26 protein-coding genes and 6 pseudogenes are annotated in these 24,839 nt (G+C 68.9%); 13 read left to right on the top strand and 19 right to left on the bottom strand.

All coding sequences use genetic code 11. The features are described from left to right. Positions 1 to 62 precede the first annotated feature (62 nt). A pseudogene (locus OG898_RS28645) lies at positions 63 to 830 on the bottom strand (transposase). 93 nt (positions 831 to 923) lie between these two features. Beyond that, the gene (locus tag OG898_RS28640) at positions 924 to 2,627 is read right to left on the bottom strand and encodes a hypothetical protein (RefSeq protein ID WP_266960768.1); all 1,704 of its coding nucleotides are present in this window, start codon (positions 2,625 to 2,627) and stop codon (positions 924 to 926) included. A 484-nt stretch (positions 2,628 to 3,111) separates the two neighbouring features. On the opposite strand from OG898_RS28640, the gene OG898_RS28635 reads away from it, so the two are divergent. Together OG898_RS28635 and OG898_RS28630 are read left to right on the top strand one after the other, a co-directional pair. Further along, positions 3,112 to 3,471 (top strand): hypothetical protein, encoded by a 360-nt coding sequence (locus OG898_RS28635; RefSeq protein WP_266960766.1) that lies wholly within the window; start codon positions 3,112 to 3,114, stop codon positions 3,469 to 3,471. An 18-nt stretch (positions 3,472 to 3,489) separates the two neighbouring features. Next, positions 3,490 to 3,858, top strand: a complete 369-nt coding sequence (locus OG898_RS28630; protein ID WP_266960764.1) for a hypothetical protein — start codon at positions 3,490 to 3,492, stop codon at positions 3,856 to 3,858. A gap of 179 nt (positions 3,859 to 4,037) precedes the next feature. Here the strand turns inward: OG898_RS28630 and OG898_RS28625 are convergent, their stop codons facing one another. After that, a complete protein-coding gene (locus tag OG898_RS28625; protein ID WP_250752944.1) occupies positions 4,038 to 5,279 on the bottom strand; it encodes an NAD(P)/FAD-dependent oxidoreductase in 1,242 nt (413 codons plus the stop codon). A gap of 333 nt (positions 5,280 to 5,612) precedes the next feature. On the opposite strand from OG898_RS28625, the gene OG898_RS28620 reads away from it, so the two are divergent. Together OG898_RS28620 and OG898_RS28615 are read left to right on the top strand one after the other, a co-directional pair. Further along, on the top strand, positions 5,613 to 6,164 hold the full coding sequence (locus OG898_RS28620; RefSeq protein WP_266960762.1) for a TIGR03086 family metal-binding protein: 552 nt from the start codon (positions 5,613 to 5,615) through the stop codon (positions 6,162 to 6,164). A 187-nt stretch (positions 6,165 to 6,351) separates the two neighbouring features. Continuing rightward, positions 6,352 to 6,531: pseudogene (locus OG898_RS28615) on the top strand (class F sortase); the annotation flags it as partial. A 26-nt stretch (positions 6,532 to 6,557) separates the two neighbouring features. Here the strand turns inward: OG898_RS28615 and OG898_RS28610 are convergent. The 3 genes from OG898_RS28610 to OG898_RS28600 all read right to left on the bottom strand — a co-directional run bounded on the left by OG898_RS28610 (position 6,558) and on the right by OG898_RS28600 (position 7,692). Next, positions 6,558 to 6,770 (bottom strand): hypothetical protein, encoded by a 213-nt coding sequence (locus OG898_RS28610; RefSeq protein WP_266960760.1) that lies wholly within the window; start codon positions 6,768 to 6,770, stop codon positions 6,558 to 6,560. 128 nt (positions 6,771 to 6,898) lie between these two features. Then, positions 6,899 to 7,387: a hypothetical protein gene (locus OG898_RS28605; RefSeq protein ID WP_266960758.1), complete on the bottom strand. Its 489-nt coding sequence runs from the start codon at positions 7,385 to 7,387 to the stop codon at positions 6,899 to 6,901. Next, a complete protein-coding gene (locus OG898_RS28600; RefSeq protein WP_250753153.1) occupies positions 7,384 to 7,692 on the bottom strand; it encodes a hypothetical protein in 309 nt (102 codons plus the stop codon). The genes OG898_RS28605 and OG898_RS28600 overlap by 4 nt, the downstream gene beginning before the upstream one ends. 803 nt (positions 7,693 to 8,495) lie before the next feature. On the opposite strand from OG898_RS28600, the gene OG898_RS28595 reads away from it, so the two are divergent. Together OG898_RS28595 and OG898_RS36340 are read left to right on the top strand one after the other, a co-directional pair. Continuing rightward, positions 8,496 to 8,708 carry a hypothetical protein gene (locus tag OG898_RS28595; protein WP_266960757.1) on the top strand — a complete coding sequence of 71 codons (213 nt, stop codon included), beginning with the start codon at positions 8,496 to 8,498 and terminating at the stop codon, positions 8,706 to 8,708. A gap of 392 nt (positions 8,709 to 9,100) precedes the next feature. Further along, positions 9,101 to 9,259 carry a hypothetical protein gene (locus tag OG898_RS36340; protein WP_323182852.1) on the top strand — a complete coding sequence of 53 codons (159 nt, stop codon included), beginning with the start codon at positions 9,101 to 9,103 and terminating at the stop codon, positions 9,257 to 9,259. Positions 9,260 to 9,448: 189 nt separating this feature from the next. On the opposite strand, the gene OG898_RS28585 is transcribed toward OG898_RS36340, so the two are convergent. Further along, positions 9,449 to 9,760: a hypothetical protein gene (locus OG898_RS28585; protein ID WP_250753147.1), complete on the bottom strand. Its 312-nt coding sequence runs from the start codon at positions 9,758 to 9,760 to the stop codon at positions 9,449 to 9,451. A 473-nt stretch (positions 9,761 to 10,233) separates the two neighbouring features. Continuing rightward, a pseudogene (locus OG898_RS28580) lies at positions 10,234 to 10,429 on the bottom strand (cold-shock protein). Between the two features lie 146 nt (positions 10,430 to 10,575). Between OG898_RS28580 and OG898_RS28575 the strand changes: the two are divergent. Next, a complete protein-coding gene (locus tag OG898_RS28575) occupies positions 10,576 to 10,752 on the top strand; it encodes a hypothetical protein (RefSeq protein ID WP_250753145.1) in 177 nt (58 codons plus the stop codon). A 139-nt stretch (positions 10,753 to 10,891) separates the two neighbouring features. Here OG898_RS28575 and OG898_RS28570 read toward each other — a convergent pair whose 3' ends face one another. Further along, complete coding sequence (locus OG898_RS28570; protein WP_266960755.1) at positions 10,892 to 11,077, bottom strand: hypothetical protein; 186 nt, start codon at positions 11,075 to 11,077, stop codon at positions 10,892 to 10,894. Positions 11,078 to 11,172: 95 nt separating this feature from the next. Beyond that, complete coding sequence (locus tag OG898_RS28565) at positions 11,173 to 11,295, bottom strand: hypothetical protein (protein ID WP_266960753.1); 123 nt, start codon at positions 11,293 to 11,295, stop codon at positions 11,173 to 11,175. Positions 11,296 to 11,404: 109 nt separating this feature from the next. Here OG898_RS28565 and OG898_RS28560 point away from each other — a divergent pair, with 109 nt between their 5' ends. Further along, positions 11,405 to 11,845, top strand: coding sequence for a MarR family winged helix-turn-helix transcriptional regulator (locus OG898_RS28560; protein WP_266960751.1), 441 nt, complete (start codon positions 11,405 to 11,407; stop codon positions 11,843 to 11,845). 50 nt (positions 11,846 to 11,895) lie between these two features. Here OG898_RS28560 and OG898_RS28555 read toward each other — a convergent pair whose 3' ends face one another. Continuing rightward, positions 11,896 to 12,171: a hypothetical protein gene (locus OG898_RS28555; RefSeq protein WP_266962744.1), complete on the bottom strand. Its 276-nt coding sequence runs from the start codon at positions 12,169 to 12,171 to the stop codon at positions 11,896 to 11,898. Between OG898_RS28555 and OG898_RS28550 the strand changes: the two genes are divergently transcribed. Next, a complete protein-coding gene (locus OG898_RS28550; protein WP_266960749.1) occupies positions 12,070 to 12,387 on the top strand; it encodes a cupin domain-containing protein in 318 nt (105 codons plus the stop codon). The genes OG898_RS28555 and OG898_RS28550 overlap by 102 nt on opposite strands. A gap of 458 nt (positions 12,388 to 12,845) precedes the next feature. Here the strand turns inward: OG898_RS28550 and OG898_RS28545 are convergent, their stop codons facing one another. The 5 genes and pseudogenes from OG898_RS28545 to OG898_RS28525 all read right to left on the bottom strand — a co-directional run bounded on the left by OG898_RS28545 (position 12,846) and on the right by OG898_RS28525 (position 19,154). Next, positions 12,846 to 15,569: an IPT/TIG domain-containing protein gene (locus tag OG898_RS28545; RefSeq protein ID WP_266960747.1), complete on the bottom strand. Its 2,724-nt coding sequence runs from the start codon at positions 15,567 to 15,569 to the stop codon at positions 12,846 to 12,848. Between the two features lie 543 nt (positions 15,570 to 16,112). Further along, positions 16,113 to 17,582, bottom strand: a complete 1,470-nt coding sequence (locus OG898_RS28540) for a cell wall metabolism sensor histidine kinase WalK (RefSeq protein ID WP_266960745.1) — start codon at positions 17,580 to 17,582, stop codon at positions 16,113 to 16,115. Then, complete coding sequence (locus tag OG898_RS28535) at positions 17,575 to 18,252, bottom strand: response regulator transcription factor (RefSeq protein WP_250753113.1); 678 nt, start codon at positions 18,250 to 18,252, stop codon at positions 17,575 to 17,577. Before OG898_RS28535 ends, OG898_RS28540 begins: the two co-directional genes overlap by 8 nt. A 319-nt stretch (positions 18,253 to 18,571) precedes the next feature. Beyond that, positions 18,572 to 18,718, bottom strand: a pseudogene (locus tag OG898_RS28530) (HNH endonuclease); the annotation flags it as partial. A gap of 178 nt (positions 18,719 to 18,896) precedes the next feature. Further along, positions 18,897 to 19,154 carry a hypothetical protein gene (locus tag OG898_RS28525; RefSeq protein ID WP_266960741.1) on the bottom strand — a complete coding sequence of 86 codons (258 nt, stop codon included), beginning with the start codon at positions 19,152 to 19,154 and terminating at the stop codon, positions 18,897 to 18,899. A gap of 578 nt (positions 19,155 to 19,732) precedes the next feature. Between OG898_RS28525 and OG898_RS28520 the strand changes: the two genes are divergently transcribed. Further along, positions 19,733 to 19,873, top strand: coding sequence for a hypothetical protein (locus OG898_RS28520; RefSeq protein WP_266960739.1), 141 nt, complete (start codon positions 19,733 to 19,735; stop codon positions 19,871 to 19,873). A gap of 126 nt (positions 19,874 to 19,999) precedes the next feature. After that, positions 20,000 to 20,731: a sporulation protein gene (locus tag OG898_RS28515; protein WP_266960737.1), complete on the top strand. Its 732-nt coding sequence runs from the start codon at positions 20,000 to 20,002 to the stop codon at positions 20,729 to 20,731. Between the two features lie 64 nt (positions 20,732 to 20,795). Here OG898_RS28515 and OG898_RS28510 read toward each other — a convergent pair. The 3 genes and pseudogenes from OG898_RS28510 to OG898_RS28500 all read right to left on the bottom strand — a co-directional run. Then, positions 20,796 to 20,972, bottom strand: a pseudogene (locus OG898_RS28510) (acyl-CoA synthetase); the annotation flags it as partial. Between the two features lie 86 nt (positions 20,973 to 21,058). Beyond that, positions 21,059 to 21,814: pseudogene (locus OG898_RS28505) on the bottom strand (transposase family protein). A gap of 214 nt (positions 21,815 to 22,028) precedes the next feature. After that, entirely contained in the window at positions 22,029 to 23,093 is a 1,065-nt protein-coding gene (locus OG898_RS28500) for a S9 family peptidase (RefSeq protein WP_266960736.1), read from the bottom strand. A gap of 113 nt (positions 23,094 to 23,206) precedes the next feature. Here OG898_RS28500 and OG898_RS28495 point away from each other — a divergent pair, with 113 nt between their 5' ends. Next, entirely contained in the window at positions 23,207 to 23,842 is a 636-nt protein-coding gene (locus OG898_RS28495; RefSeq protein WP_250753071.1) for a GNAT family N-acetyltransferase, read from the top strand. 35 nt (positions 23,843 to 23,877) lie between these two features. After that, positions 23,878 to 24,723, top strand: coding sequence for a PaaX family transcriptional regulator C-terminal domain-containing protein (locus OG898_RS28490; protein ID WP_266962647.1), 846 nt, complete (start codon positions 23,878 to 23,880; stop codon positions 24,721 to 24,723). Positions 24,724 to 24,839 lie beyond the last annotated feature (116 nt).

Genomic DNA, 24,839 nt, shown 5'->3' with positions numbered 1-24,839 from the left:
GGCAGGGGCAGGGGCAGGGGCAGGGGCAGGGGCAGGGGCAGTTGCGGTGCGTGCGCTCGCCGCTATCCGGCCAAGGCGAGGTTGTGCAGGCGGGCAATGCCGAGCATGGCGTGGTGGACTCCGTCGCCTTTTAGTCGGCAGTCGCGGAGGATCTTCCAGGTCTTCATGCGGGTTAGACGTGCTCGACACGGGCCCGGACCTGCTTGTGGGAGCGGTTGTGCTCCTCCTTCCAGGCCTGGAGTTCGGTCTGGCCGCGCTCGCGGCGGTGAGGGATGACGAGTCCGGTGCCCGGATAGCCGCCGTCGGCGATCGCGAGCGTTCTGCCGACGGCGGCTTTGGCACCGGACTCCTCCCACGCCTTGCAGTCGTTGCGGTTGCCGGCAAGCGGCTGGCCAACCACCGCGACCAGGCGGGTGTCGGCATCGATCACGACCTGGTGGTTCGTGGAATACAGGTAGTTCTTCGAACGCTCGGCCACGGTGTGATCGCGGGTGGGCACGAGGGTGCCGTCCACGATGAGCACGGTTCCCTTTGGCGAACCGCTTCCGTGGCTGGAGCGCGAGCATCGGCCCCAGATGGTCGATGATGCAACCCGCCGCCGACTTGGAGACCCCAAACAGCGGGCCAAGCTGGCGCATGGTCAGGTTCGTCCGCCAGTAGGTGGCGACCAGCAGTGCCCTGTCCTCAAGCGGAAGGCTCCACGGCCGGCCCCTGCGGTTCGCTGCTGTCCCTTCGCGTCGCAGCATGGTCACCAGCTTCCGGAACAGCCTCGGGCTGAGCCCCGTGAACGGGCCTATCCAAGACCGGTTCGGGGCCCAGCGGGTGGGCACCGGATCCGGCCGGGTGTCGGCACCGTGAACCGTGACAGCCGCTACAGCAGCCGACACCCTCAAACGTTCAGCCCCCGGTCGTCGGGGGCTCACTCACGACTCGGTGGTGAACACCAGGACGGTGCTGGCACCCACCGTCAGCGTCTGTCCGTTGGTGAAGTTCTTCGTCACCGTGCCGACCTTTGTGGGGAAGCCGTTGGCGTCGGTGCTCGGGGTGGCCCCGTCGGTGTAGAGGTACTTGTTGAGGGTAATCGACCCGGTAGGCTCGGTCAGCCTCACCGCCTGCGCGACGGCCGTGCGGTTGACGAGGACGAACGTCCAGCCTCCGCCGGGCAGTTGTGCAGCCAGCACGCGCACGCCCGTCGGCTCGGCCGGCGCATGGATGGTGGACCCGGACGGCAGGTACCGGGTCAGCAGACTCCAGGTGTAGAACCACGGCCGTAGCGCCGTGGAGTGGGCCGACACCTTGTCAGGGTCGTCGTTGCCCCGCCCCCACATCCCGCAGAACGTGGTCGCGGAATAGCCGTCGAGGCACCAGGCTGCCGCTCCGTCCACGCCGCTGCGGGCTTCCTGCACCGCCAGATCCGCCATGCGCAACGGCTGGGTCGTGTCGAGCGCGAAGCGGTAGTCCTTGCTGCCGTCCGGGTACTGAAGGGCCTTCGTCCCCGTCTCCCCCAGCAACACCGGATCGTCCAGCGTCGCCAGCCGGATCTGGGACACCGCCTCGTCCATCACGGGCTCGACGTACGCCGGGTCCGCGCCGTACAGCTCCTGGTTGTAGAAGTGGGCCTCGCTCCCTCTCAGCAGGCCGCTCTGTGCAGAACGCAGCCACCAGGAGTTGTTGCCCTTCCAGGTGCCGGTGTTCATGCCGGCCTGGGTCTGTGCCAGATCGTTGAGTGAGTCCTCGATGGTCGTGCTGTTGTTGGCGATGTGCATCGACCCGATCGAGTGTTCAAGGGGCGAGGAGGCCACGGACAGGCGGAGGTACTTGCTGCCGGTGATGCCGGAGGCGGTGTAGGTGTAGCTCCACATTCCGCCTCCGTCCTTGCCGGTGACCAGGGCGACCGGCGTTGGCGGCGCGACTGCCAGGTTCTTCCAGACCGTGCCGTCCAACGAGGTCTGGAAGGTGATCGCCGTGTCGGTGGCGCTGTCCGCGTAGATCTGCGCGGTGAACGTGTTGAGTGTGGCGAGCTTCCAGACCAGGGCTGCGTTGCACCCGGAATTACACTCGGGTGCGGTCTGGCCGCCGAGGTCACCGCCATAGGAGCTGATGCCGGCCTCGGCACTGTCGGCGCCGGAGATGACCGTTCGGGTGGTGTCCACCTCGGCGGTTGCGAAGGCGGACGCGAGGGCGGTGGTCGCTGTCTGCCAGTCGGCGTACGTGTAGGACTTCGAACCGTTGGCGACGTTGGGCTCGTTGACACCGACCCAGTACGCCGGCGCGGCGCCGGCCGCCTGCAGGTGCTTGACCAGCGTCGTCTGGACGGCGGCCGTGTTCGGGGAGGTATAGGTCAGGTTGTCGATGCCGAAGAGCCCGCTGACAACCGGTACGCCCTCGTCCACATAGTGCTTGATCACCTTCTCGGCGTTCAGATAGGCGGCGCTGGTGAAGTCGTAGGTGCCGCCCGCGTCAGTGCCGCTCCAGAACCAGGGCAGGTTGAACATGACCCGGACCACGCCCGGATTCATGTAATCGGTGCGGGACACCATCCGATTCCAGTCGGCGGTGTTCCAGCTTGTGCCGCTCGGCGGCTGGGGGTTCTGGTTGTAGCCCAGTCCGATCCAGTGGCTGCTCACTACATCGTCGGTGGTCGCAGCGACACTCGGGGCCGAGGCCGCAAGCCCAGCGCTGAGCGCTGCCGCAGTGGATAGCAGCGTCGCGCACAGCGCCCAGCAGACGGACCGGGCGTGCCGGAAACGTAGGAGTGATCGGGAGCGCATAGATTCCTTCCAGCGTCGTGTGTCGGGGGCGGACCTGCGGTCGAGACTGCCCTCTCCAGAGCAGGATGAGCGCGGCTCATGGTGCTCCGCAACGTCCACAACTGACGGCCGTTCCGGATTCCGCTCCCTGCCCGACAGGCGGGCCACCATGCAACTCGTCCTGGTAGAAGCCTAGTTTGGCTTTGCTGGTGAGTTTCAAGAACGTCTGATGGTCAGCGGCAGGAACGTCCGGTTCCACGGGAGAGTGATGTCGTCGAGTTTCGGCTCTGGTCCAACTTCTGTGGACCGGTGACGCTCAGTACCGACGGGGGTGCCGGTACGAGGGTCGATCATGCCGGTCATGGCAGGTCGCAGTCCGGTTCTCCGGATCATCACCTCGGCGGCACGGGAGTCCCTGAAGCCGCTCGGCCTGGCCCAGCGTGGGCGGTCGCGGCTGTGGATTGATGATCACGCGTGGTGGCTGGGGGTTGTGGAGTTCACCCCGCCACGTACTGCTGGCAGCGGTCTGCACGTCGGTGCGATGTGGCGGTGGCACGACGTGGAACACCTAGCTTTCCATGTGGACGCAGTCCGGGTCGGCTCCGAGTCGTTCCTCACCGAGGACCAGTTCACACCGCTGGCACTCGAACTCAGCCGACAGGCGGCTGCGAACGTGACCGCGCTGAGGGAGAAGTTCCCAGCTCTGCCGGACGTCGCTTGATACCTGGCATCCCGACCGGTGCGCCGGGGATTCCTCTGGGACGGCTTCGACGCCGGCATCGCGGCCGCCCTGGCCGGTGACCCGGACACGGCCCGCGATCACTTCGAGCGAGTCCTTCGAGAGGACCCGCTGGCCCCGTGGATGGTCGACGCCCAGGAGAGGACACGTGAGCTGCACGCGCTCGCGGCCGAGGCGGCGCGGCGGGTACCGGGCCGCTGGCCGGCCAAGGCGTCCGGGGAGTGGATGGTGCCCTTGGGCCTGACGCTGCTGGGGGCTGTAGTGGACCACTGGGCACCCCAGTGGTCTGCTTGGGTGAGGGCTCTTGAAGCCGTCGCTCCGGTGGTGTGGTCGGCCCGGCAGCGCCGGGGCCGGCCGGAGCGCAGCTAGCCCTCCTCCGGCCGCCGATACCGACCGGCGGCCGGACCCACCCGGCGGATGCGGGCCGGGGGCGGGACGGTGGCTGTGGTGCGACGCTGGAATGGAAGGGGGTCGGTGAGCGGAGGTCTGCCGATGCGTCCCATCTGGTCCGGCGCGATCAGCTTCGGCCTGGTCACTTCTCTGAACTATTAGGCGGCGTTGGGCGCCTGGTGTTCCATGCGTTCCTGCATGTGTCTGAAGAACTCCTCAGGGCGTGTCACGCCGGCCGTCACCCGGGCGAACTCGTCCTGTGCCGAGCGGCTGCGGGAAACGGCGAGGAGGAGTTGCTGCATTTCGGGGGGCGGTGGTTCCAGCATGGCGAAGTCGGCCGTGAACTCGTACATGCTCATGACCTCGGTGTCTCTTGTCTCCTGGCACGCCCGCATGGCTTCGTCGAAGGGCCGCCGGCCGGTGAGTACGTCGTCGAGCGCCCGGGTGCACCGTTCCGCGTCGCGGAAGGCGTCCTGGATGCCCTGCGCGGTGATGGGGTCTTTGAGGTATCCGGCGTCTCCGACGAGGATCCAGCCGGGACCGTATGGTTTGCGGAAGTAGTTGGGGATGGCCATGCCGACGAACCGTTCGGTCCGAGTGGCTTTCGAGACCCGTTCGGCGAAGGCCGGCGCACGGGCCAGGACGGCGTGGTAGTTGCCTTCGACGTCGTCGCGATTGGCCTCGAATTCGCGCATGGGCCAGGCGCAGATGACCAGCGTCTGGTCGTCATTGGTCGGCCATGCGGCGAAGGCGCGGTCCTCGCGGTCGTACGCCTCGAACGTCCCGTTCATCGGCAGACCGGCCCAGTAGGCGTAGTAGTAGGCGTTGATCTTGGGCTTCTCGGCGTAGTCCGTGGCGTCCGTCGCCCTGGCGACGGACGAGTGGACTCCGTCCGCTCCGACGACGATCCGGGCGTACTCCGTGGCCGTCCTGCCGTCCTTGCCGTGGCCCTTGACGCCGGTGACCGTCCCGCTGTCGTACAGGATCTCCTCGACGGTGAATCCCTCGCGGACCTCGGCGCCCGATTCCGCGGCGGCATCGACCAGGATCTTGTCCAGGACCGTGCGGCGCGGGGCGTAAGAGACGTCGAACCCCTCACCGGCAGGAGAGCCGGTGATGACGAAGGGGCCGAGATCGAACGCATAGGTATGGATGGCAGGACAACCCGTCTCCACTACGCGGTCCAGCAGTCCCCAGCGTTCGAGCGCAGCCAGGCCGGGTGGATGGATCAGGTGGGTGGAGATCGTGTCGCTCGGAAAGGTCGCCCGGTCGACGAGGAGGACCCGGTGACCGAGGCGGGACAGGAGCATGGCGGTCGGGGCTCCTGCGCACCGTGCTCCGACGACGATCACGTCGTGGGAGTGGGTTTCGGCACCGGATGCGCCGGCTGTGCTGGTCATGGACCTCACCTGCCCATCGAGCGCACCGTCTGGCGGAATCGTCTGCGGGCGGAGGTAGCGGTGCACCTCATTCCACGTTAGTCCAGGTCCGGCTCCCTTTCTTACTGAGCCGTGAGCGACTGCCCCGGCTGGGAGCACACGATCGCCGCACACCTCAATCGGGACTGCGTCTTCATTGCGGACAGAAGCTGTCCGCAAGTCCGTGCACTCTGAGGTTGCTGGTTCGGCTCCCCGGGCTTCGACCGGGTGCTGGAGCCGACCGGCGAGCCCTGCGGCCGTGTGGCCGCCCGGCTCCCGATACCCCCGAGGAAAGGCGCAACCGCGTCCGAGATCGTGCTGCTGGAGAAGGCCCTGAACCACACCACCGGGCTACTGGGCAACGTCACGCCCGACCAGTACGGCCGGCCCACCCCGTGCGAGGACTTCGACGTCCGGGCCCTGACCAACCACCTGCTCGCCGGCAACCCCTACTACGTCACCCTCGCCCAGGGCGGCGGCCCCGACTTCTCCCTCTTCGCCCGCGACCAGATCGGCGACGAGCAGCCCGGCGACGTCTACGCCCGCGGCGCCAAGGAAGTCCTCGCCGCATGGCAGACCGAGGGCGCTCTCGGGCGGCACATGCCGGTACCCGGAGGCGGCACGGGCCCGCGCATCGTGGACCTGCACCTGCTGGAGGCCGTCCTGCACAGCTGGGACCTGGCCACCGCCACCGGCCAGGACCGCACCGGCGACCCCGACGCCGTCCAGGCCGCCTTCGCCGGCTGGTACGGCAACTTCCCCGACGAGATCCGCCCCGCCACCGGCATGTTCGGCCCCTCCAAGCCCGCCGCCGACGATGCCCCGACGGCCGACCGGCTCGCCGCATACTTCGGCCGCACCGTCTGACCTGCCTGGCCGCGAACTGGGCTTGAATCCTGAGCGCCGTAGTTGGCCGATAGGGCCAACTACGGCGCTCCGCTGTCCCTGCACAGCGCGGTGATGGTGGGGCTGTGCAGGCTGTGCAGGCCGTGCGCGGAGCGGCACAGCGCGGCCATGTCCCCGGGCCGTACCCCGGGTACGGGGTGGCTGGGGCTTCACCATCGACGCCGTCGAGGTCTACGCGCGCGACGCCTTCCCCGATCAAAAGGTCTACGGGGACGCGGGCGCCCGGGGCTGGGAATCAATCACCTGCGGCGGCGGCTACTCCCGCAAGACCGGCTACCAGGGCAACGTCGTCGTCTACGCCCACCTCGCCTCGACAGCCGATCCGTAGGCCCGACCGGACCGCGCGTACGGGACTCAGCCGGTGATGATCGTCAGGGGCGGGCTGACGATGTCCATGGGGTCGTCGGAGGTCAGGGCGACCGCGTAGGTGCCGGCGGGGGCGTCGGGGACGATAACTCGGGCGGTGAGTGAGCGCGGGTCGAGGTCGTGTGCGAGCTCGGTGACCTCGCGGGTCTGTGTGCCGTCGCGCACGGCGTCGCCCGCGCCGGCGACTGCGCTCTCGGCCACGTCCACGGCACTCTCCTCCACCTGGCCCGCCGTACAGCCTGCGGTTGCGATCAGGACGGCGCACACGGCCCCCGCCGTGGCCGTACGTGCCGGGGGTGCACCAGACCGGCTGCGTAGGCGCATGGCAGTCATCCCTTCTCGCCGGCGGCCCCGGCACGGACCTGCCGTACCGCCCAGTTGACGGCATCGGCGATCTCCTCGACCCGCTGGGCGCTGCCGGGCATCCAGGCCGGGAACCGCTCCCAGCCGTACAGCCACACGGTGCTGCCGTGAACCAGGTGGATGGTGAGGTCGCAGTCACCCCAGCGCAGTGGCGCGGCGTCCTTGACGTTCGTCAGCGGGATGCGGCGTTCCCGGATGAGCTGGACCAGGAGCAGTTCCTGGTCGGTGAGGGTCAGGCGGCGGCGGAAGGCGACCAGGGCCATCCAGCACGCGAAGAGCACCAAGCCGAGCGCGCCGCCGCCGTAAGCGAGTCGCCCGGCACCTTCGATCGCGAGGCCTGCGGCCCAGACCGCCGCGCCGAGCGCTGCCAGGGCGAGGATGGCGCTGCCGATGCGGTGCAGCAGGTGGGGGCGCCAGGTCTGCGGGCCCGCGGACGCCGGGCGGGTGAAGCTCATCGCGTGGTTGGCTGGGCGAACCAGGCTTTCGCACTGGGCTGGCACAGCAGCACCACGATGGCGATCCCGCCGAGCAGCCCGTGTACGTGGCCGATGCCGTCCCCGGCGATGCTCCCGATGGCGGCGAGGGTCGTGAGGACCGCGCTGGCGACCGACACCCGGCGCAGGACGGGGCCGCCTCGGGGGTAGAAGAACGCGAGGACGGCCAGGAGCAGGCAGAAGACGTTCGCCCCGAGAGTGAACCCGACGTCACACGCCGTATGGTCCCTGACCCCCACCACGACCGCCGCAACGAGCGCGAGCACGCCCAGGAGGACACGTACTGCGCCGCACGTACGGTGCCCGGCATCTCGTCCCGCCTGGGCAGGGCCTCGGATGCCGGGAGCCGACCGGGGGGCGGAGACCGCCAGCCCTGCTGAGGACCGTCCCGCTCTACACCGATTCTGTCCGAATCATCCGACATTCTGACACCGTAAGCGGGCCTGTCAGGCCCTGCAGGTCGAAAGGTCACCGGTCCTGCCGCAGTAGGGCAGCGCCACGCCGCCGATGTCCTCGGAAGGCCTCGACTGTCCGACCGTTCCACGCTGGGCCTGCTGTCCGGCGCACTGTGAGGCCCCCTCAGGCCTACCGGGGCCGGGGTCTCTTGTGCGACGTGGCGGAACTGCCGGGGGCCGAGTTCGCGGGTTCTCGGTTCGTGGGGTGGGCTGGTGGGATTGAATTCTGGTCAGGTCGGGATTGGTTGGCCGGCTGGCGGGGAGGGATGGCTCATGTTGGATGCTTTCGCGCTGCCTGTCCGTTGTGCCGTGTGTGGTGCTACCGGTCAGGAGGGCGAGATCCGTTCGGTGTGGATCGTGCAGGGTGGCGTGTCGGTGACCTGGCACACCGAGGAATGTCCTCACCTGGCGGCGGACCGGGTCCTCGCCCACCGCGAGTAAGCCCCAGCCTCCCCGTGCAAGGGGTGACCTGCAGGGTGCGGGATCGTTTCATCGAATGTGAATGACACATTCCGGTTCTTCGGTGCCGCTCCAGGCTCGGCTCCCGACAGCCCTCCAGGGTCCGGTCCACTCACACCCGTCCATCCCCTCGCGGCCCCTCACCTGGAGACGACGTGAGCGGACGATCCTTCTACTGGTGCCGCTCCTGCCACCAGCCTCTCTATGCCACCGGCTCGACGACCCCTGCGACCGACTGGGACTGGGAGGTCGACCACCAGCAGCCCGGCACCTGCGGCAACCAACACCTGATGCCCCTGACCGGCACATCCCCAACCCCCGAAAACCTCCGCAACGCCTCACGGGTCCTACGCCTCTTCGGCTCCTGACCGGCTTCACAACCCTGAGCACGAAGCCACCTGTGCGAGGCCTTGAGAGGTGACGGATGGGTTACGGCCCGCCACGGTGTGCCGTAGCGGGCCGTTGGGCTGGTCATGGACCAGAGAACCGTTCCAGCACCAAGGTGTTCCAAGCCCGAGTCGGAGCCGGGGCCGGCTGGCGGGTCGGTCTCGGATTTGCCGATCTACGACGCTGTGGAACGGCAATGGCTCCAGGAGGGCCGGGAGGTTCCCACTCCGGGAGGATCAGGCAGGCCGGCGACAGGCCGGCACCGGTCACGCGATCCCGACCTGTTCCACCGCGGCTGACCAGGCCCCTGCTCCATTGGAGGGATGCATCGTGCGCGCACGTTTCCGCAGCTGAGGGCCGTCCAAGATGGGCGGTGTTCAACCAGGACCCGCTGCTGCGCAAGTTCCTCAACCCCCTAGGCCAGCTCACCCACTACACCGAATACGACGAAGGCGGCCACTTCCCCGCCATCGAAGTCCCAGACCTCCTCGTCGACGACATCCACACCTTCTTCCGGCCACTGCGCGGCTGACAGCCCCAGCCGCAAGCACCGGAACGGCGAAACCCCCGGGACAGCTGTCCGGGGGCTTCGCCGGCAGCCGCCGCCTTCACAGCCGGCCGGGGAAAGCGGCCGCCTGTAGGCGATCAAGGCGACCGGATTGGTGAGCTGCTGTACCGATGCACCCCAAGACCGGACCAGCACGTGCCTCCTGGCGCCGCGCTACACGTGCCGGACGACTTGATAGATCGTCTGGGAGGCGGGTGCTGGGTGCGGGGAGTTGTTCCAGCCGATCTCCTCGGCGCGCTTCTCGATCGCCTCGTGTGCAGCGTGAGCTGCGGCTTCGTCCTCGAAGAAGGCGATGGACAGTCCGTTGCCAGTAGCAGGATCGACGAGGTGATACGCGCCATGGACGCCGGGCACGGCAGCGGCAGCATCCAGGACCCAGTCTCGGTCGTCAGTCGGCATCGGTTCCCACACGGCAACCCTCGCGATCATCGCTGCCTCCTTCTTGTCGGGCTGAGCCTCAAGCATGAAGCAACCTTCGGTGACAATGCCCAATCTTCGCTGCGACAGGTCAGCTGTCCCGGCACAGCGCGGTCATGTCCCCGGCCCGCACCCCGGGTGCGGGGCGCCGCGGTGCGGGTGTACGGGTGCCGGCCTTCGCGGTGCCCGTGGTCCTGGCGGTGGGGTGCGCGGCGGGTTTGCGCGGGGTGGCTCTGCGCGGCGGCGTGGGCTCCAGGTGGGCTCGGCGGGGAGTGCTTGTGGGTCGGGCACACTGCGGCCCACGACCGACGACGAGAAGGCCGACGTGCTCCACGAGACGATCGAGGCCTACCTGGCCGAGGTGGAGGTCGTGCTGTGGGGCGTGGCCGAAGGGTCGGGCCCGCCTGTGTCCGCGGCCTGGCTGCGCGGACCCGCGTGTGCGGGACGGGCTGTCGGGTGGTGTGGGGGAGCCCCCGTGCCGGCGGTCCGGTATGGGGGCTCTGGCCAGTGGCAGGGTGCGGTCAGTCGAGTTTGCGGACCTGTTCGGCTTGGGGTCCCTTGGCGCCCAGTGCGACCTCGTACTCGACCTTCGCGCCCTTGCGGCAGTTCCTTGTAGCCGTCGGACTGGATGGCGCTGTAGTGGAACCACACGTCGGCTCCGCCGTCGTCCTGCTGGATGAAGCCGTAGCCCTTCTCGCTGCTGAACGTCTTCACGATGCCTCACGCCATCAGCTGTCCCTCAAGGTGTGCGTCGAGGGCCTCGGGCGCGGGGCCGTACCTACCCTGCCCACCGGCCCCACGCACCACACGCCCCAATCGGCGTGCTGTTCGCGGGCGCCTGGCGGGTGGGTAGCCTGGGTCTGGTGCAGGCGGACTTCGTGCTGTCGGTGTGGGGCGGCACGCCCGGTGTGGCCACCTTGTGCCGGGGCGCCGTGTGGCGGCCGGAGCCGGCCCCGCTTGTGGCCGGCCCGCTGGTGGCGCCCTCGGAGGAAGGCCAGCGGCACGCCGCCCGCGAGGCAGGCACCGGGCCCGGCGTCTGACCGGAGAGAGCTGATGGAGGGACGCGGAAACCCGCCGCCGCTCCTCATGATCGTTCTTACCCGATCGGGTAAGCGCCCGTGTGTTCCAGAGTTCTGGAACACACGGAGCGCCGTTGGGTCCCTAACGCTTGTTCCCAGGTCAGCGGCTGTTCAGGGACAGGAATCCGGCATCACCCCAGTCGGAGAACTCGTTGATTCCCTCGGAGTGGTCGACCTCTCCCCTCCGCTGCTGGATGTCCGGCGTGTCCGCGTGAGCGGCTCCGGCCAGGGACAGGGCCGCTGCGGCGAGGAGGATGGATGCTGCGATTCGAATCTTCGTGATCATGGCTTGTTCAACGGTGCTCGCTGCAGAGCGTCACGGTGACGTTCTTGCTGGACAGGCTGCTGCAAATTCCTCCGCCGCTACCTCGCCCAGTCCACTCAGAGTTCAGCGAGCTGGGCGAGCTGCTCGCGCTCCAGCCGGTCGCGGCGCTGTTTCTGGTTGACGATCCACACCCCGGTCCGGTGCTCCGTGCTTGAAGGACTGTGGTCCGGAGAGGGCATCCCGGGTGACCTGTAGTGAAACCAATTGGCAACCAGTTAACGATTGGTTTCGGGTGTGCTCCCTTCCGTAGAGGACATGCGTGCGCGGTGGACGGCCCAGCATCCGGGCATGGACACCTCCCCGATGGAGGTGATCGGGCTGATCCGGCGGGTTCACACGCTGCACGAGCGGGCGTTGCGTCCGCTGCATGAAGCGGCGCCGGTGACGGCTCCGGAGCTGGATCTGCTCATTCCGTTGCGGCATGCATCGGGGCCGGTCATCGCCCGCCGGCTGGCCTCGCACCTGGGGATCTCCCGCGTGGCGGTGAGCAAGAGCCTCACTCGTCTTGAGGACCGCGGTTACATCCGGCGCATTCCCAGCGCGGCGGATCGCAGGTCGGTGGAGGTCACCATCACCGGGGCCGGCGAGCAGGTCATCGACGAGCTGTTCCCCCGGCTGCTGGAGCGTGAGGTCGAGCTGCTGGCCGGCCTCGGCGAGGACCGAGAGCAGGTCGTCGCCGCCCTGACCCGACTCGCCGAGGTCCTCCAGGCCTGCGACCCCGACCGGTAACCCGCCACCCGACCCACGCCATCCCCCCGGCACGAGATTGGACCGTCACGTCACGCGAGCGATTCATCAAGCTGCTGCCCGGCGAGCGCAGGCCCGGACGCGTTGCCCTGCCCCCGCCCTTCCAGGTCAAGGCCCGTACTGAGGACACCGAAGGCCGACTGTCCCTGCTGGAAGTCACCCTGGTCCGTGACATCCCCCGGCACAGCCACCACCTCGCGGACGAGATGATCTACGTCCGGGAAGGCGAACTCGGCGTGCACTTCGACGGCGAGGACCTCACCATCCCCGCCGGCTCGTTCATCCTCCTGCCGAAGGGGATCCCGCACGCGCTCAGCCGCGCCACCGACATACCGCCGCGCGTCCTGCAGGGCTCCTCACCCGGTGGCTGGGAGTGCTACCTGGAGGACCTGGTCGAAGCCGGCCCGCCACCACTCCCGACGGAGCCCTCACCCCCGCCGACCTCAACCCCATCGCCGTCCCCCACGGCATCCAGTACGAGGAATGACCCACCGCGTCCTCGCCAACGCGGCCCGGACCCGTGAAATACAGAGAGCAGATCCAGTGCCCGATGAGCAGGCGGGGGAAAATCAGGGCTGACCGTGCTTCCGCGAAGGCGCTGTCCGCCTCCGGCCACGGGTGCTTCGAGCGCAGGGCCCCGCGCTGCTGAGGTGGCTGTCAGCCGGAACGGGGCCGTCCTTCTGACGTAGCCGTCACAGAAGAGCAGTCAGAGCCTACGGGGTTCTGACCGTCCTTCCGTGACCCCTACGACTGCAGGAGGATGTGGGCCCGCCCATTCAGTGAAATGACCAGGCCGAAGCTGATCGCGCCGGACCGGCTGGGACGCATCGGCAGACCTCCGCTCACCCACCCCCTTCCATTCCAGCGTCACACCACACCCGCCGGCCCGGAACTAGCAGCCCGTTTCAGTCGCTCTTACGCGCACCGGCCCGGCCCCGAGGGTGTGGAGCCGGGCCGGTGCGTGTGGAGGGGAGCTTGGGTCTCAGCGCAGGGTGAACGGTGCCAGGTGGGTTGTGGTGTCGGCTCCGCTGATGGTGAATTCGAGGTTGTAGTTGCCGTTCGGGAGGTTCCAGGTGCTCACGGGGAGGCTGTAGGAGCGGAACAGAGCGTTGTAGTTGAACCGGCCTGTGACCGGCCTGGTGGCGGGGCCGGTGATGCGGCTGGCTGTCAGGGTGATGTTCGGGCTGGAGAGGTTGTTGCCGTTCGCGTCGCAGATCCGCAGGCTGATGACGACCTGGCCGAGCAGGCGGACGGGCCGGTTCGGGTCGTAGAGCAGGCAGATCCGGTACGCCACGTTGTAGGTGACGCTCTTGGTGGACGGGTTGGTGGCGTTGTCCGTGGCGTTGACCGTGAACGTGTGTGAGCCGAGGGTCGTGGTGTTGATCGGGCTGCCGTTGGGGACGGCGCCGACGCAGCTCGCCACTCCGGAGGTGGCGTCGGTGCATGAGTAGGACGCGGTGACCGGCTGACGGTAGAGGTAGGTGCCTGCCGGTCGGACGATGGTGATCGTCGGCCCTGCGGTGTCGAGCCGCACCGTGATGGTCTGCGGTGCGGAGGTGTTGCCGGCATTGTCGGTGGCCGTGTACGTCACCGTGGTGACGCCGTTCGTGGTGATGGCCACGGAGGCGCTCGCGCCGGAGACGTCAGTGGGCCCGATCGGCTGGGCGCCGCTCGCGCTGTAGGTGATCTTCGTGATGCCCGAGCCGCAGGAGCCGTCACTCGCGCTGATGTTGACCGTTGCCGGGCTGGTGGTGTTCCAACCGGCTGTGTTCGACGACGGCGAGATGCCGGCGGAGGCGGTCGGCGCGGATGTGTCCGCGTCGTAGGTGTACCTGTCGGCGGCGGTCATCGGGCTGGTGCCGTTGGGGGTGGTTACGGTGACGTCCACCGTGCCGCGCGCCTGTGGCGGCACGTCGGCGGTCAGCTCTTCCGGTCCGGTGACGTTCACGTTCGAAGCGGATACAGAGCCGAACTTGACGGTGGTTCCGCTGGTGGGGAAGTCCTTGCCCTGCACCGTCACGGTGTTCACGCACTGGGCGAGTTCGGGCCCGTGGTTGGGTACGACTGCGGTGACCGCGGGCGGGGAGAGTGTGACGCGGTCCATCGCGGTGCCCCAGCCGCCGCCTGCGAGGCCGCCGATCTGCTGGACCGTCCAGACGTCCTTGGGATTGCTCGGGTCACGGGCGGTGCCCGAGTAATCGCCCCAGCGCGGGTCTCCGGTCCCGCAGCCGCACACGAAGGCCTGCGTGCCCGCGGCGTAGAAGTCTCCGACCGTCGTCCCCGGGAAGTCGCCGCCCGGAACTCCGATCGCGACCGCCGTGGGGAACATGGTCGACGAGGAGGCGGTGAAGCCGGAGAACAGGTCGTCCTCGTCGTTCATCGCGACGGAGCCGTAGTAAATGTGCCCGCCCACGAGACCGAGGTTGAAGTTGGTCACCAGGCTCTGCGTCCCGCCGGTCGAGACCCGGACGAAGCGCTGGCAAGCGCGGGGTGCCGTGTCGCCCGGGGGAGTGCAGCTGACGTTGAAGACGCCCCAGAGACGGTTGTTCTGCCAGGCGACCGACAGAATCCGGTTGTCGTTGGTCTTGATGAAGGCGTCGCCCCCGGCCGGCTGCGTGGCGTTGGGCGGATTGTCGCTGGTTCCGATGCCGAAGGTGTTCTCCGTCTGGCTGACGGTGCTGACACCGGGGACGCCGGTGATCGTGAGCACGCGCAGGTTCGGGCTGTCGCTGCCGAAGCCGTGCCACATCGCGAACTGGTCGTTGACCGCAGACTGCGACGTGGCCGGGACGACCTGGAACCTGGTGTCGTCCTGGTTGAAGGTCCAGATGGTAATCGTGCCGCCGGCCAGCAGCTCCGCCTTGTTGACGACCACCGTCACGACGCCCAGGAAGTCTCTGGGGGTAGTGGTCCTGTCGTAGTTGTTCCAGCTCAGCGTGACCTTGTCGTTGCTGTAGCCGAGCTTCGCCTGGTCCTGGAGAACGTTCGAGGTGTTCTCCGCGATGGTGTAGAAGGTCCAGCCCCCGCGCGGGTCGGAGCTGTCGCTGACCGCAAGGTCGGTCCGGTCGCCGTTGGCCAGATCCGCCTCGAATTCGGCGTAGAAGCGGCCGGCCGCCGCGTCGTAGTGCACCCGCGGGTCAGTGCCCGAACGGTGCGCCATGCCGAAGAAGTCGCCCAGATCGAAGGCGGCGCCCACGGTGTTGCCGGCCTTGTCGTAGATCTGGCCGGTGAAGTTCACCATCTCGACGATGTAGGTCGGACCGACCGCGATCTGCGCGTCAGACGGCGTCTTGCCATCCTGCCCGAGCCCCGGGAAGGTCTTCAACCGCTCCAGGACCGCCGTGGACGGCACCGCCTTCGAGGCGACCTTGGACTTCGGGACCAGGACCGAGGTGCTGACCGGCACGGTCGGCTGCAGCGTCGGCCTCACGGGCCGTGCGACCTTCGGAGCGGGCATGAAGGGCTTCGTCTTCGTCACCTCGCCGGGCCTGGGCACCACGCGAGGCAGGGAGCGCACCTCCACGCGACGCTCCGGCTTGAGCCGGGCCAGATGCCCCTCGCTGTCCGCCTGCGACGTACTGCTCGCCGCAGTCCGGGCGCCGGGCTGCGGCTCGGCGGCCGCCCCGTTGGCCGACGCGGCAAGGGTCAGCGTCACGGTGAGCGCGACGGCCGCCGTCCGCGACCACTCGCGCGCTGCGCGCAGCACACGTCGATTCAGCCGATTCAGTCGATTCGTTCGGAGAACCCGTCTCGATGACATGGGCTCACCCCTTCCACTCGCGACGGACGCCCCGCCCCGCGCACGGACGACCGCCGACGGCCGTCCCGCTGCAGTTGGCAATGATCACGGGGCGGTGTCTATCGGAAGGGGGCGTTCACAGCTCTCCGGCCACGGCGCGAGGCGCATCATTCCCCCGCTCAATTCCCCCTGCCGGGCTAGTGATCCGCGATACCGGCCGCCGGGTGACTGCGGAGCTGGCCTCGCGGCGGCCGTGGGCGGCCTCCGTCGCTCCTGGCCGACAAGGAAACGGGTTGATGATCGGGTCGGTGCCCGCATCGAGGTGGAAGTCGTAGAACGAGCCCAGCACGGTCTCGCAGTGTGTCCGCGTCGCCGCCGGGTACGTCAACCCGGGCCCGGCCCGTCCGGTCACCGTGTTCAGCGGATTGAGGAGTGGGTGACTGCGGTGCAGCGACGAAGACGAAGAGGCGGCGGCGGTCGACCAGGCGGAGGCCCTTGGTGGTCCATGACTCACCGTCCAAGGGGAAGACCGACGATGAGGAGGGCTCCTGATGGGTTGGGGGCCGCGTGCAGGTTGCCGCGGTGCCGGGCTGCGATATCGCGGGCGATGGCCAGGCCCAGCCCGGTGCCGCCGGTGTTGCGGGCGCGGGCGCTGTCCAGGCGGGTGAAGCGTTCGAAGACCCGCTCGCGGTCGGCGGAGGGGATGCCAGGACCGTCGTCCCGTACCTCGACTCGGGCCAGGCCATCGGCGCCAGAGGTGACGGTGATGTCCGTGACCGTGCGGGCGTGCCGCGCGGCGTTGTCGAGGAGGTTGCGCAGCAGCCGTTCCAGTTGCACGGCGCTGCCGTGGACGACGACCGGGTCGTCGGCGTACAAGGTGAAGCTCAGCGTCTGGTGGATGCGGAGGTGGCGGAACTCCTGGACCAGGTCGTGGGCGAGCGCGGCGAGGTCGACGGGCGTGCCGGCCGGTTGGGCGACGTCGTCCAGCCGGGCGAGCAGGAGCAGGTCGTCGGTGAGGCGCTGGAGTCGCTCGATGTCGGTGAGCGCGTCCCGTACGGTCTCGGGCCAGTCCACTTCCTCGGGATGGGCGAGGGATGCTTCGAGGGAGGTGCGGAGGTTGGCGATGGGGCTGCGCAATTCGTGGGAGGCGTCGGCGATGAAGAGTTTTTGGCGGGTGACGCCGGCGAAGACGCGGTCGAGCGTGACGTTGATGGTGCGGGCCAGCCAGGGGACCACCGTGCCGATCTCGGAGACGGTGATGCGCTGGTCGAGGGCGCGGCTGGTGGTGATCTCCTGCAGTTCGCGGTTGAGGGTCTCGATCGGGCGCAGCGCCATGCGGGTTACGGCCCACGCGGTGGCGCCGATGGCGAGTCCGCCGCCGATGGCGAACAGCCAGTTGGTCAGCGCGCGCGTGGATTCGTGGGACTCACTGCTCAGGGCGATGAACCAAGCGGCCGCGGCCAGCAGAGCCGTTGCTGCGGAGACCGTGACCACGACGCTGGGCGCGCGGTCCCGGTCCGCGGCCGGTGCGCCTTCCTGCCGTGGCGGCGCGGTCGCCCAGGTGGTGGCGGCGACGAGCAGCCCGGAGGCCGCGACGGCGACGCTCAGGACCAGCCACGGCAGATAGGAGGACGTCTGACCGGTGCTGGACATGCCGACGGTGGGCAGCCAGCGCGCATTGGCGAAGGTCACCAACAGCGCGGTCGCGGCGGCGGCCGTCACCGCCCTCCGGCTACGCGCGCTACCACCCAGCTTCCATAGAGCGGTGGCCACCAGGAAGGCGGCCAGCAGCGCACCGGGCGCCGCCGCCTCTTCGATGAGTGCGAGAACGCGGCCGAGGAGACCGGAGTCTGCACCAATCGGCGGCGGCAGCATGGAACCGATCATCAGCAGGGCCGCGAGGCCCGCGCCGAGTACGGCGAAGGTGCTGAGGCCCGCTATGGCGGCGAGGCGGTCCCGGCCCGCACGGATGTCACCCACCGTCGGCCGCCAGCCGGTAGCCGCTGCCGCGCACCGTCTCGATCGCTGTGCGCTGGAAGGGTGCGTCTATCTTGCGCCTCAGGGTACTGACGTAGACCTCGACGATGTTGATGTCCCCGTCGTACGACACGTCCCAGACGTCGTCCACGATGTCCATCTTCGGGACGACCTCGCCCGCCCTGCGGGCCAGGCACTCCAGCACCGCGAACTCTTTGGCGGTGAGGGTGATCCGATGTTCGCCGCGTCCGCAGGCCCGCGCGGCGGGATCGAGCCACAGGTCGCCCAGGCGCAGCCGGGTGCGCACCCGCGGGCCGCCGCGACGCAGCAGGGCACGGAGCCGCGCTTCCAGGACGACGTAGGAGAAGGGCTTCGCCAAGTAGTCGTCGGCGCCGGTATCCAGCGCCTCGGCCTCGTCGTACTCACCGTTCTTGGCGGTGAGCATGAGGATCGGGGTGTCGACGCCGTCGGTGCGCAGCCGGGCGCAGACCCGGTAGCCGTTCAGGCCGGGCAGCATGATGTCGAGGATGACCGCGCTGTACGCGTCGTCTCCCGCCATCGACAGGCCGATCCTGCCGTCGTGGGCAACGTCGACTGCGTACCCGGCGGCCTCCAGGCCGCGCTTGAGGGACGCGGCCAGCCGCTCCTCGTCTTCGATCACCAGCACTCTCATGGTCGTCAGTATCCACGGGACGCGGCGACATGCCTGAAATGATCTTCAGGGAGCTTCAGCCTCTTTTCAGCAGGTCAAGGGCAGATTTTTTCTGGATCATCCTGCTGGTCATGAGGGTGATGGCGACCCGCGTGATGAGGTTCGCTGTGCTGGACGAGTTGTTCGAAGTCGTGCGCGTGGGGGCGGAGTTCCAGTGGTTGAAGCCGGCGGCCACGCTGACCGGGCCGTACGGGGCCGGTGCGGGCTGGAGGTCATCCGGTCGGGCGCCGGATCGGCCGCCGCCTGCACCTCGGCGTCGTCGGCGGCCAGGTCCCAACGATGAGGCGTAGGTGCAGTGGTAGGAGCCCTCCGAGGGAAGCCACCCAGACGGGTCCTTGTCCGACTTGCTCCTGTTGGAGGCAGCGGAGACCGCGATCAGGGTGTCGGGGCTGTTCTGGTCGTTCGCGTACGCCTCACGCCGCGTGGCCCGCGGTGGCCGGGGATCGTGCCAAGTTCGTGCTTGTGGTACGGGCCTTGCGCTTGCGATTATCGCGACTGCGATCCCGCCGACCGGGTGGGCCGCAACCACATTGGGGGACACGCATGCGCGTCTCACGCCTGCTCGCCGCTGCTGTGCTCACCGCGCTCGCAGCTGGCATCGCCGTTCAGTTGGGCGAGTAGAGCCTGACATGAAAATAGCCCCATGGTTGGGTGCTCAGGCCGCGATCGGTGCGAAGCGAGCGGTCAACCAGAGGCTGTGGGCTTCCCTGATCAAGCGGCGCCTCGTCCTGCTGGAGACCGTCCAGGCAGAACGGGACGGTCGCGGCCAAGAACGCCTCGTCGGACCCGTAGACCAGGCCTTGGTGCACCAACCGGGGGGTCCGGCCGGGCTGCGAGGCGGTCACGTCGATCATGCTGCTCATGCCGAGGCTCCCGGGGAGGTGACGACCAAGCCGCTGAGCGCGCGCTGCCGCAGCCCTCGCTTCGTCGGCGGCCCAAGCGTCGGACCTCGATTGGTGATTAGAGATCGGCCGTGTCCGGCCCGGGCCCGAGGAAGCGCTGGCCGGAGGAGCGGGGCACCGGATGTTTCCTCGGGCATCCTGCGGGAGTGCTCGGCGGCGAGGCGGGCCCGGCGGGCAGCCGTCGGCGACCTGACCCTGTTCCTCTGGCAACGGCTCTGCCACCGACCTGGACGTCACCAGTGACAGCACAATCCTCGAGCACTGGTTCACCCTCGTTCCGTTGGCCTGAAGCCAACCGGGCTCAAGGGGCACGCCCCCGCGCCGGCCGAACCAGGTCAGCGTCAACGCCACCCGGGGTGATGGGCGTCGTGTGAGTTGCGGTGGGATGCGTCGGTTGTTTGCACGGGGTGTGTGAGGGCGTTTTCGCTGGTGGTGGGTATGGGCGGGGTGGTGGCGGTGTCGTTTTGTTGGTGAAGGTGTCTGTCGTTTCCGGTGAAGGTTGGTTGTCGTCCGTGTGGGCCTGAGGCGTGGTGTCAGGCGTGGCCGCCCAACTCGCCACGGCCTTCCCACCTGGCACGTACGAGGTCCAGCCGGGCGGGAATCTCTTCCCGTGGCTCGACGCCCCCGAGTGGTTCAGCACCCTCATCGCCCGCTTCCTGGACGGGAACCCGCCGGCCTGAGGGTCCGGCGGCGCGGGCCGGTGTGTCCGTCCGGCCCGGCACTGTCCGGCCGGAAGCCGACCGGATAGCTTGGTCCGCGATCATCATCAAGGCCGGTTCCGGCCTTCTCTCAGGGGGGTATGCCGCATGGCGTTCCGCAAGTTCCTCAGTGCGCTGGGGGTCAACGCACCCGAGGTCGAGACCGTGCTCGACGAGCACCAGGTCCAGCCCGGTCAGGAGCTGTCCGGCACGGTCACCGTCCGGGGCGGCGCCGTGGACGTGGAGATCGAGCGCTTCCAGGCCGAGCTGGTGGTCCGCTTCGAGAACCACGGGGCCGAGGCCCGCTACCTGCACGTGATGGAGGCCCGGGAGTTCGGTGCGCCCTTCACGTTGGCCGCCGGGGAAGTCCGCACCCACGCGTTCGCCTTCCAGCTGCCGCTGGGCATGCCGCTCACCCACTCCGACGGGGAGCGGCTCAAGGGCGCGTACAGCGCGGTCCGTACCGAGCTCGCGATCGACAACGCCGTGGACCGCGGGGACCTCGACGAGGTCGAGGTGCACGCCCTGCCCTCGCAGGCGGCCGTGCTGCGGGCCTACCAGGCGCTCGGCTTCCAGCACGTGGACACCGAGGTCAAGCCGGGCCGGGCCATGAACTCCCGACAGGAGGTGGACTGGTGGCAGGAGTTCGAGCTCGCCTTCCCCCCTGGCTACCGGCCCGCGATGCTGGAGATGATGATCGTCACCCTGCCCGAGTTCATCGACGTGTGCGCGGGGGGCTGGGCTCCCCGGCTCACCCTGACCCACGAGGAGGCCGCGGCCGACCAGGCGGCGCTCAACGCCCAGCTGGAGGCGCACATGAAGAAGCAGTACGGGGCGTGAGGCCGCCCCGGGGACGGCACACGCGGCCGGCGCCGCCCCCCACGGGATCACCCTGGGAGTCCGCCGCCCTCGCCACCGCCTTCGCCCACCGGTAGTCGGCCTTCACGCTGGGGGAGCGCTGGTCTGCGGGGCGATCACCAGCTGGTGGGGGATCTTGTACCCTGCCAGCCGGGTGCGGCAGTGCGTCTATTTCGTCGAGGGTCAGGTCCGCCGCGCTCGGGCGGACCTGTACCACGGTCGCCGAACTCCTCGACATCCTCGCCGCCCTGGCCTGCGATCTCTCGGTTTGGGGACAGCGGTGTGAGAGACAGTGAGTCTTTTCCAACCTCATGCTGAGGAGCGGTGGAGGACGAGGACGGCCTTCACGATGTCGGTGATGCGGTTGGTGCTGCAGCGGAGTTTCCGCAGTAGACGCCAGCCTTTCAAGACGGCCATGGCTTGCTCGCCGACGCAGCGGATCTTGGCGTGGCTGCTGTTGTGCCGTCGCTTCCACCGCTTGAGCCGGCGGCCCCGGAAGGGTACTCGGATGTGTCGGCCAGCACCTTGGTAGGCCTTGTCCGCTCTGCACTTCAGGCCCGCGGTGGCCAGCGCGTCGACGATCCCGTGGCTTCGGGCGGCGGTCAGGTCGTGGGTGGCTCCGGGCAGGGCTGGTGATGCCTAGAGCAGTCGGCCGAACGGGTCGGTGAGGACCTGGACGTTCATGCCGTGCCGCTTGTGCTTGCCCGAGTAGTACGGAGTATCGGCGGCAATCCGGTCGATCGGCAGCAGCGTGCCGTCCAGGATCACGAACGCCTTCGCCCGGGCCGTCTCCATCACCTTCGCCAGGGTCGGTGCAAGAGCCGCCAGGACTTCGATGGCCTTGCGTATGTACCTGTAGGCGGTCGCGATGCCGATTCCGAACCCAGCGGCAAGCTGGGCATAGGTGTCGCCGGACCGGAGATGGGCCAGGGCGATCAGGGCCTGGCGGCCGGCGGGCAGTCGTCGCCACCGCGTACCGATCTCCCGTCGCCGAACAGCGAGCCGCTCCGTCAGGTGCTGCAGGCTGCGGCTGGACAGATCGATCGACGACGGGTAGACAAGCACGCGAAGCTCCTGGCGGACACGGGTGATCTTGGTAAGAACCCGTCTACCAGGAGTGCCGGCCCCGGCGGGGTTCTGGGCGAGGGCGGTGTAGGTCCGCTCCCGTTCCTGCTGGAGAGCTGTGACTGATTCGGGCGTGTGTCGGCGTACGCTTCAAAGTGCACCGGGCGGTACACACGAACGTGCACCACGCCTCATGGCCGATCTTGCTGGACTGTCACGGAGTGGCAATGCTGCCTCGGTCGAGATCCTTGAGGAACTGCCGTTGGCCGTCCAGGAATCCGTCCGCGAAGAGCGAGCGGGGCGAGAAGAGCGCAGTGAGCGTGATCTTGAGGTCCGACTGCTCGATGGACCGCCTGAGAAATGAGTGGGTCGCGTCCGGGTAGCGCTTGGCCGTCAACGCACCGCCTGCCTCCAGCACCTCGCGGTAGACGCGCTCCGTGTCGGCGACGTCTACGTTGATGTCGTGACCCGCGAGGGCCAGCAGCACCGGTACGCCGCGTAGGGCGCGGAGGTCTTGCGTGGCGTCCGCGGTGTGGTTCTTGGAGATGAAGCCCCAGCGATCGGCGGTCATGCCGTCCGTGTCGCCGCCCATGGCTTTGACGTACTCCTCGAAGGTCGCGTGGCGTTCCAGCAGCCGTCGGGTGGTGTCACTCTTGGCGATCGCCGCGTTGGTACGGGCTGCTGACGCGCCCTCGGCGCGCAGCTCGGCGAGGAGGTTGTAGCGGCCCTGTTGGAGCCAGTTGATCGCGGGTGAGACGGCGATGACGAAGCTCAGGGGGGTCTTGGCGGCGACCTTCGGCAGGACCCAGCCCGCCTGGCTGACGCCCCAGAGGCCGATCCGGTCGCCGTCGATGTCCGGGCGGGCGCGCGCCCAGGCGATGGCGGCGGCTGCCTCGTCGGCCCGGTCGTCCATGGACTGGCCGAGCCAGTTCCCGGGCGCGCCCGCGACGCCGGGCTTGTCCCAGGACAGGGAGGCGTAGCCGGCCTCGGCGTTCGCTTCCCACATGGGCCTGTATCCGTCGTCGTGGGTGGCGTCGAGGGGGCCGTCGCCGTGGAGGTACACGACCAGGCCGTGGCGTTTGCGGCTGTCCTTGGGGGTGGCCAGTACTCCGTTGAGGGTGTGGCCGCCGTAGCGGATCGATACCCGCTGCTCGTCCATGGCGTAGGAGTGCTGCCACAGCACCACACCGACGAGACCGGCGGCCACGACCAAGGCCGTGACAAGTGACCACACGGCTATGCGGAGCCCGCGCAGTCGGGGCTGGATCTTTGGATGCATGGGATCTGACCGCCTCTGTTCGGGTGAGCCAACCTAAAACTAACAGACTGAGCACGGTCGTCGTGAGAATGATAGTTTTGAGATTCAGGTCGTTGTGAGGGAAGGGGCACGGCATGGGACCGGACACGACGGACACCGGCACGGGACCGGTGACGGTCCGGCGGGGCCTGCCGGTCGGCGCCGAGCGGCGGGCGGCCGAGCTGTACTGGGAGGCTTTCGGCCGTAAACTGGGCCCCGCGCTGAACCCGCCGGACAAGGCGGTGCCCTTCATCGCCGCTCACCTGAACGCCGATCGCGCGGTGTGCGCACTCATCGACGGGCAGCTCGTCGGCCTCGCCGGCTACCAGCTCGGCGGCCGCGCCCTCACCGGGGGATCGGCCTCCGCCGTACTGCGCGCGTACGGACACCTGCGGGGGCTGCCCAGGCTCCTGCTCCTCGCCCTGTTCGAACGCCACCCGGCCCCCGGACAGCTCGTCATGGACGGCATCGCCGTGGACCCGGGCATGCGTGGCCGTGGGGTCGGGAGCCTGCTCATCGAGGAAGTGGCCGCCGTCGCGGCGGAGCGGCACTGCCGGGAGATCAGACTGGATGTGATCGACATCAATCCGCGCGCCAGGGCCCTGTACGAGCGGCTTGGCTTCACGGCCGTGCGGACCGAGAGCACGCCCTACCTGCGTAGGCTTCTGGGATTCGGCGCGGTGACCACCATGCGTCGCGCCATCGGAACGAGAGGGGCGGGAGAACTGTGAGCGTCGAGGCGGATGACGTCGAGGTCCCCACCCGCATGCTCGTCCACGCGCTGATCCGCGAGGACGGCACCGTCGGCGCGGACGAGCTCTACACCGTCGCCAACACCCTGGGCATGAGTGACCAACAGGTGCGGCTGTGTATCAAACGCCTCGTGGCCGAGGGCCGGTTCACCCACGAGGGCCGTGGCCGCAAGGCGGAGCTGTACGCGACCGAGGACACCACGCGCGCCCTGGCTCCCAACGCGGACTTCCTCCGGTACGCGTTCCAGCAGGACGCCGGGCTCGCTCCCTGGGACGGTGTCTGGCACCTGGCCGCCTTCGCGGTGCCCGAATCGGCACGTACGGCCCGGGACGCCCTGCGTGAGACGCTCGTCCACCTCGGCGGCGCCCCGCTCCAGGGCGGACTGTACGTCTGCGCCAACGCCTGGGAACCGTACGTCGAAGAAGCGGCCCACCGCCTCGGCGCCCATGGTGCGCTCACCCTTCTCACCACGACCGACCTGCGCAAGGGCGACACCCACGAGCCCGTCGAACTCGCCGGCAGCCTGTGGTCCCTGCAGGAGATCGCCGACCGCTACCACCGCCTCGGCCGCATCGCACGGCCCCGCCTCGCCCGGCTCACCGGCCCTGCCGGACTCTCCCCGTCCGCACTCCTCACCATCGCGGTCGAACTTGCCGCCGAACTCACCCGCGCCCTGGAGCCCGACCCCCTGTTGCCGCCTCAGCTCCTGCCCCAGCCCTGGCCCGGCACCCAGGCCCGGCAGCTCGTCGCCCGGTGCTGGGCGGCCCTGCGCGAACGAGACGGCGACGAAGCACGCCCAGCCCTCTTCCGCCTCTACGCCGACATCACCCGAGAAGCTGCAGACCGGGCCGCGCGCTGAAGACGGGCCAGAGGGCGTGCACTTTGATGCGTACCGACCGGTGCGTGTTCGGGTGTATGCCGACACGGGATCAGGACCGTGCTGTCGTAGTGCTGGACGGGTTCCCCTCCGGCCGC

The sequence above is a fragment of the Streptomyces sp. NBC_00193 genome, from assembly GCF_026342735.1.
Taxonomy (GTDB): Bacteria; Actinomycetota; Actinomycetes; order Streptomycetales; family Streptomycetaceae; genus Streptomyces; species Streptomyces stoeckheimensis.
The sequence above is the reverse complement of the archived record's forward strand: the minus strand, read 5'-3'. Positions and strand labels throughout refer to the sequence as shown.

Excerpts from the sequence above, each read along its gene's own strand:
- OG898_RS28565 (WP_266960753.1), bottom strand. The coding sequence starts at position 11,295 with ATGCCCTCTCCGGACCACAGTCCTTCAAGCACGGAGCACCGGACCGGG.
- OG898_RS28500 (WP_266960736.1), bottom strand. The coding sequence starts at position 23,093 with ATGCATCCAAAGATCCAGCCCCGACTGCGCGGGCTCCGCATAGCCGTG.
- OG898_RS28550 (WP_266960749.1), top strand. The coding sequence starts at position 12,070 with ATGATCTACGTCCGGGAAGGCGAACTCGGCGTGCACTTCGACGGCGAG.
- OG898_RS28495 (WP_250753071.1), top strand. The coding sequence starts at position 23,207 with ATGGGACCGGACACGACGGACACCGGCACGGGACCGGTGACGGTCCGG.
- OG898_RS28605 (WP_266960758.1), bottom strand. The coding sequence starts at position 7,387 with ATGAGCTTCACCCGCCCGGCGTCCGCGGGCCCGCAGACCTGGCGCCCC.
- OG898_RS28570 (WP_266960755.1), bottom strand. The coding sequence starts at position 11,077 with ATGATCACGAAGATTCGAATCGCAGCATCCATCCTCCTCGCCGCAGCG.
- OG898_RS28625 (WP_250752944.1), bottom strand. The coding sequence starts at position 5,279 with ATGACCAGCACAGCCGGCGCATCCGGTGCCGAAACCCACTCCCACGAC.
- OG898_RS28635 (WP_266960766.1), top strand. The coding sequence starts at position 3,112 with ATGGCAGGTCGCAGTCCGGTTCTCCGGATCATCACCTCGGCGGCACGG.
- OG898_RS28490 (WP_266962647.1), top strand. The coding sequence starts at position 23,878 with ATGCTCGTCCACGCGCTGATCCGCGAGGACGGCACCGTCGGCGCGGAC.
- OG898_RS28535 (WP_250753113.1), bottom strand. The coding sequence starts at position 18,252 with ATGAGAGTGCTGGTGATCGAAGACGAGGAGCGGCTGGCCGCGTCCCTC.
- OG898_RS28515 (WP_266960737.1), top strand. The coding sequence starts at position 20,000 with ATGGCGTTCCGCAAGTTCCTCAGTGCGCTGGGGGTCAACGCACCCGAG.
- OG898_RS28560 (WP_266960751.1), top strand. The coding sequence starts at position 11,405 with ATGGACACCTCCCCGATGGAGGTGATCGGGCTGATCCGGCGGGTTCAC.
- OG898_RS28525 (WP_266960741.1), bottom strand. The coding sequence starts at position 19,154 with ATGAGCAGCATGATCGACGTGACCGCCTCGCAGCCCGGCCGGACCCCC.
- OG898_RS28585 (WP_250753147.1), bottom strand. The coding sequence starts at position 9,760 with ATGCTTGAGGCTCAGCCCGACAAGAAGGAGGCAGCGATGATCGCGAGG.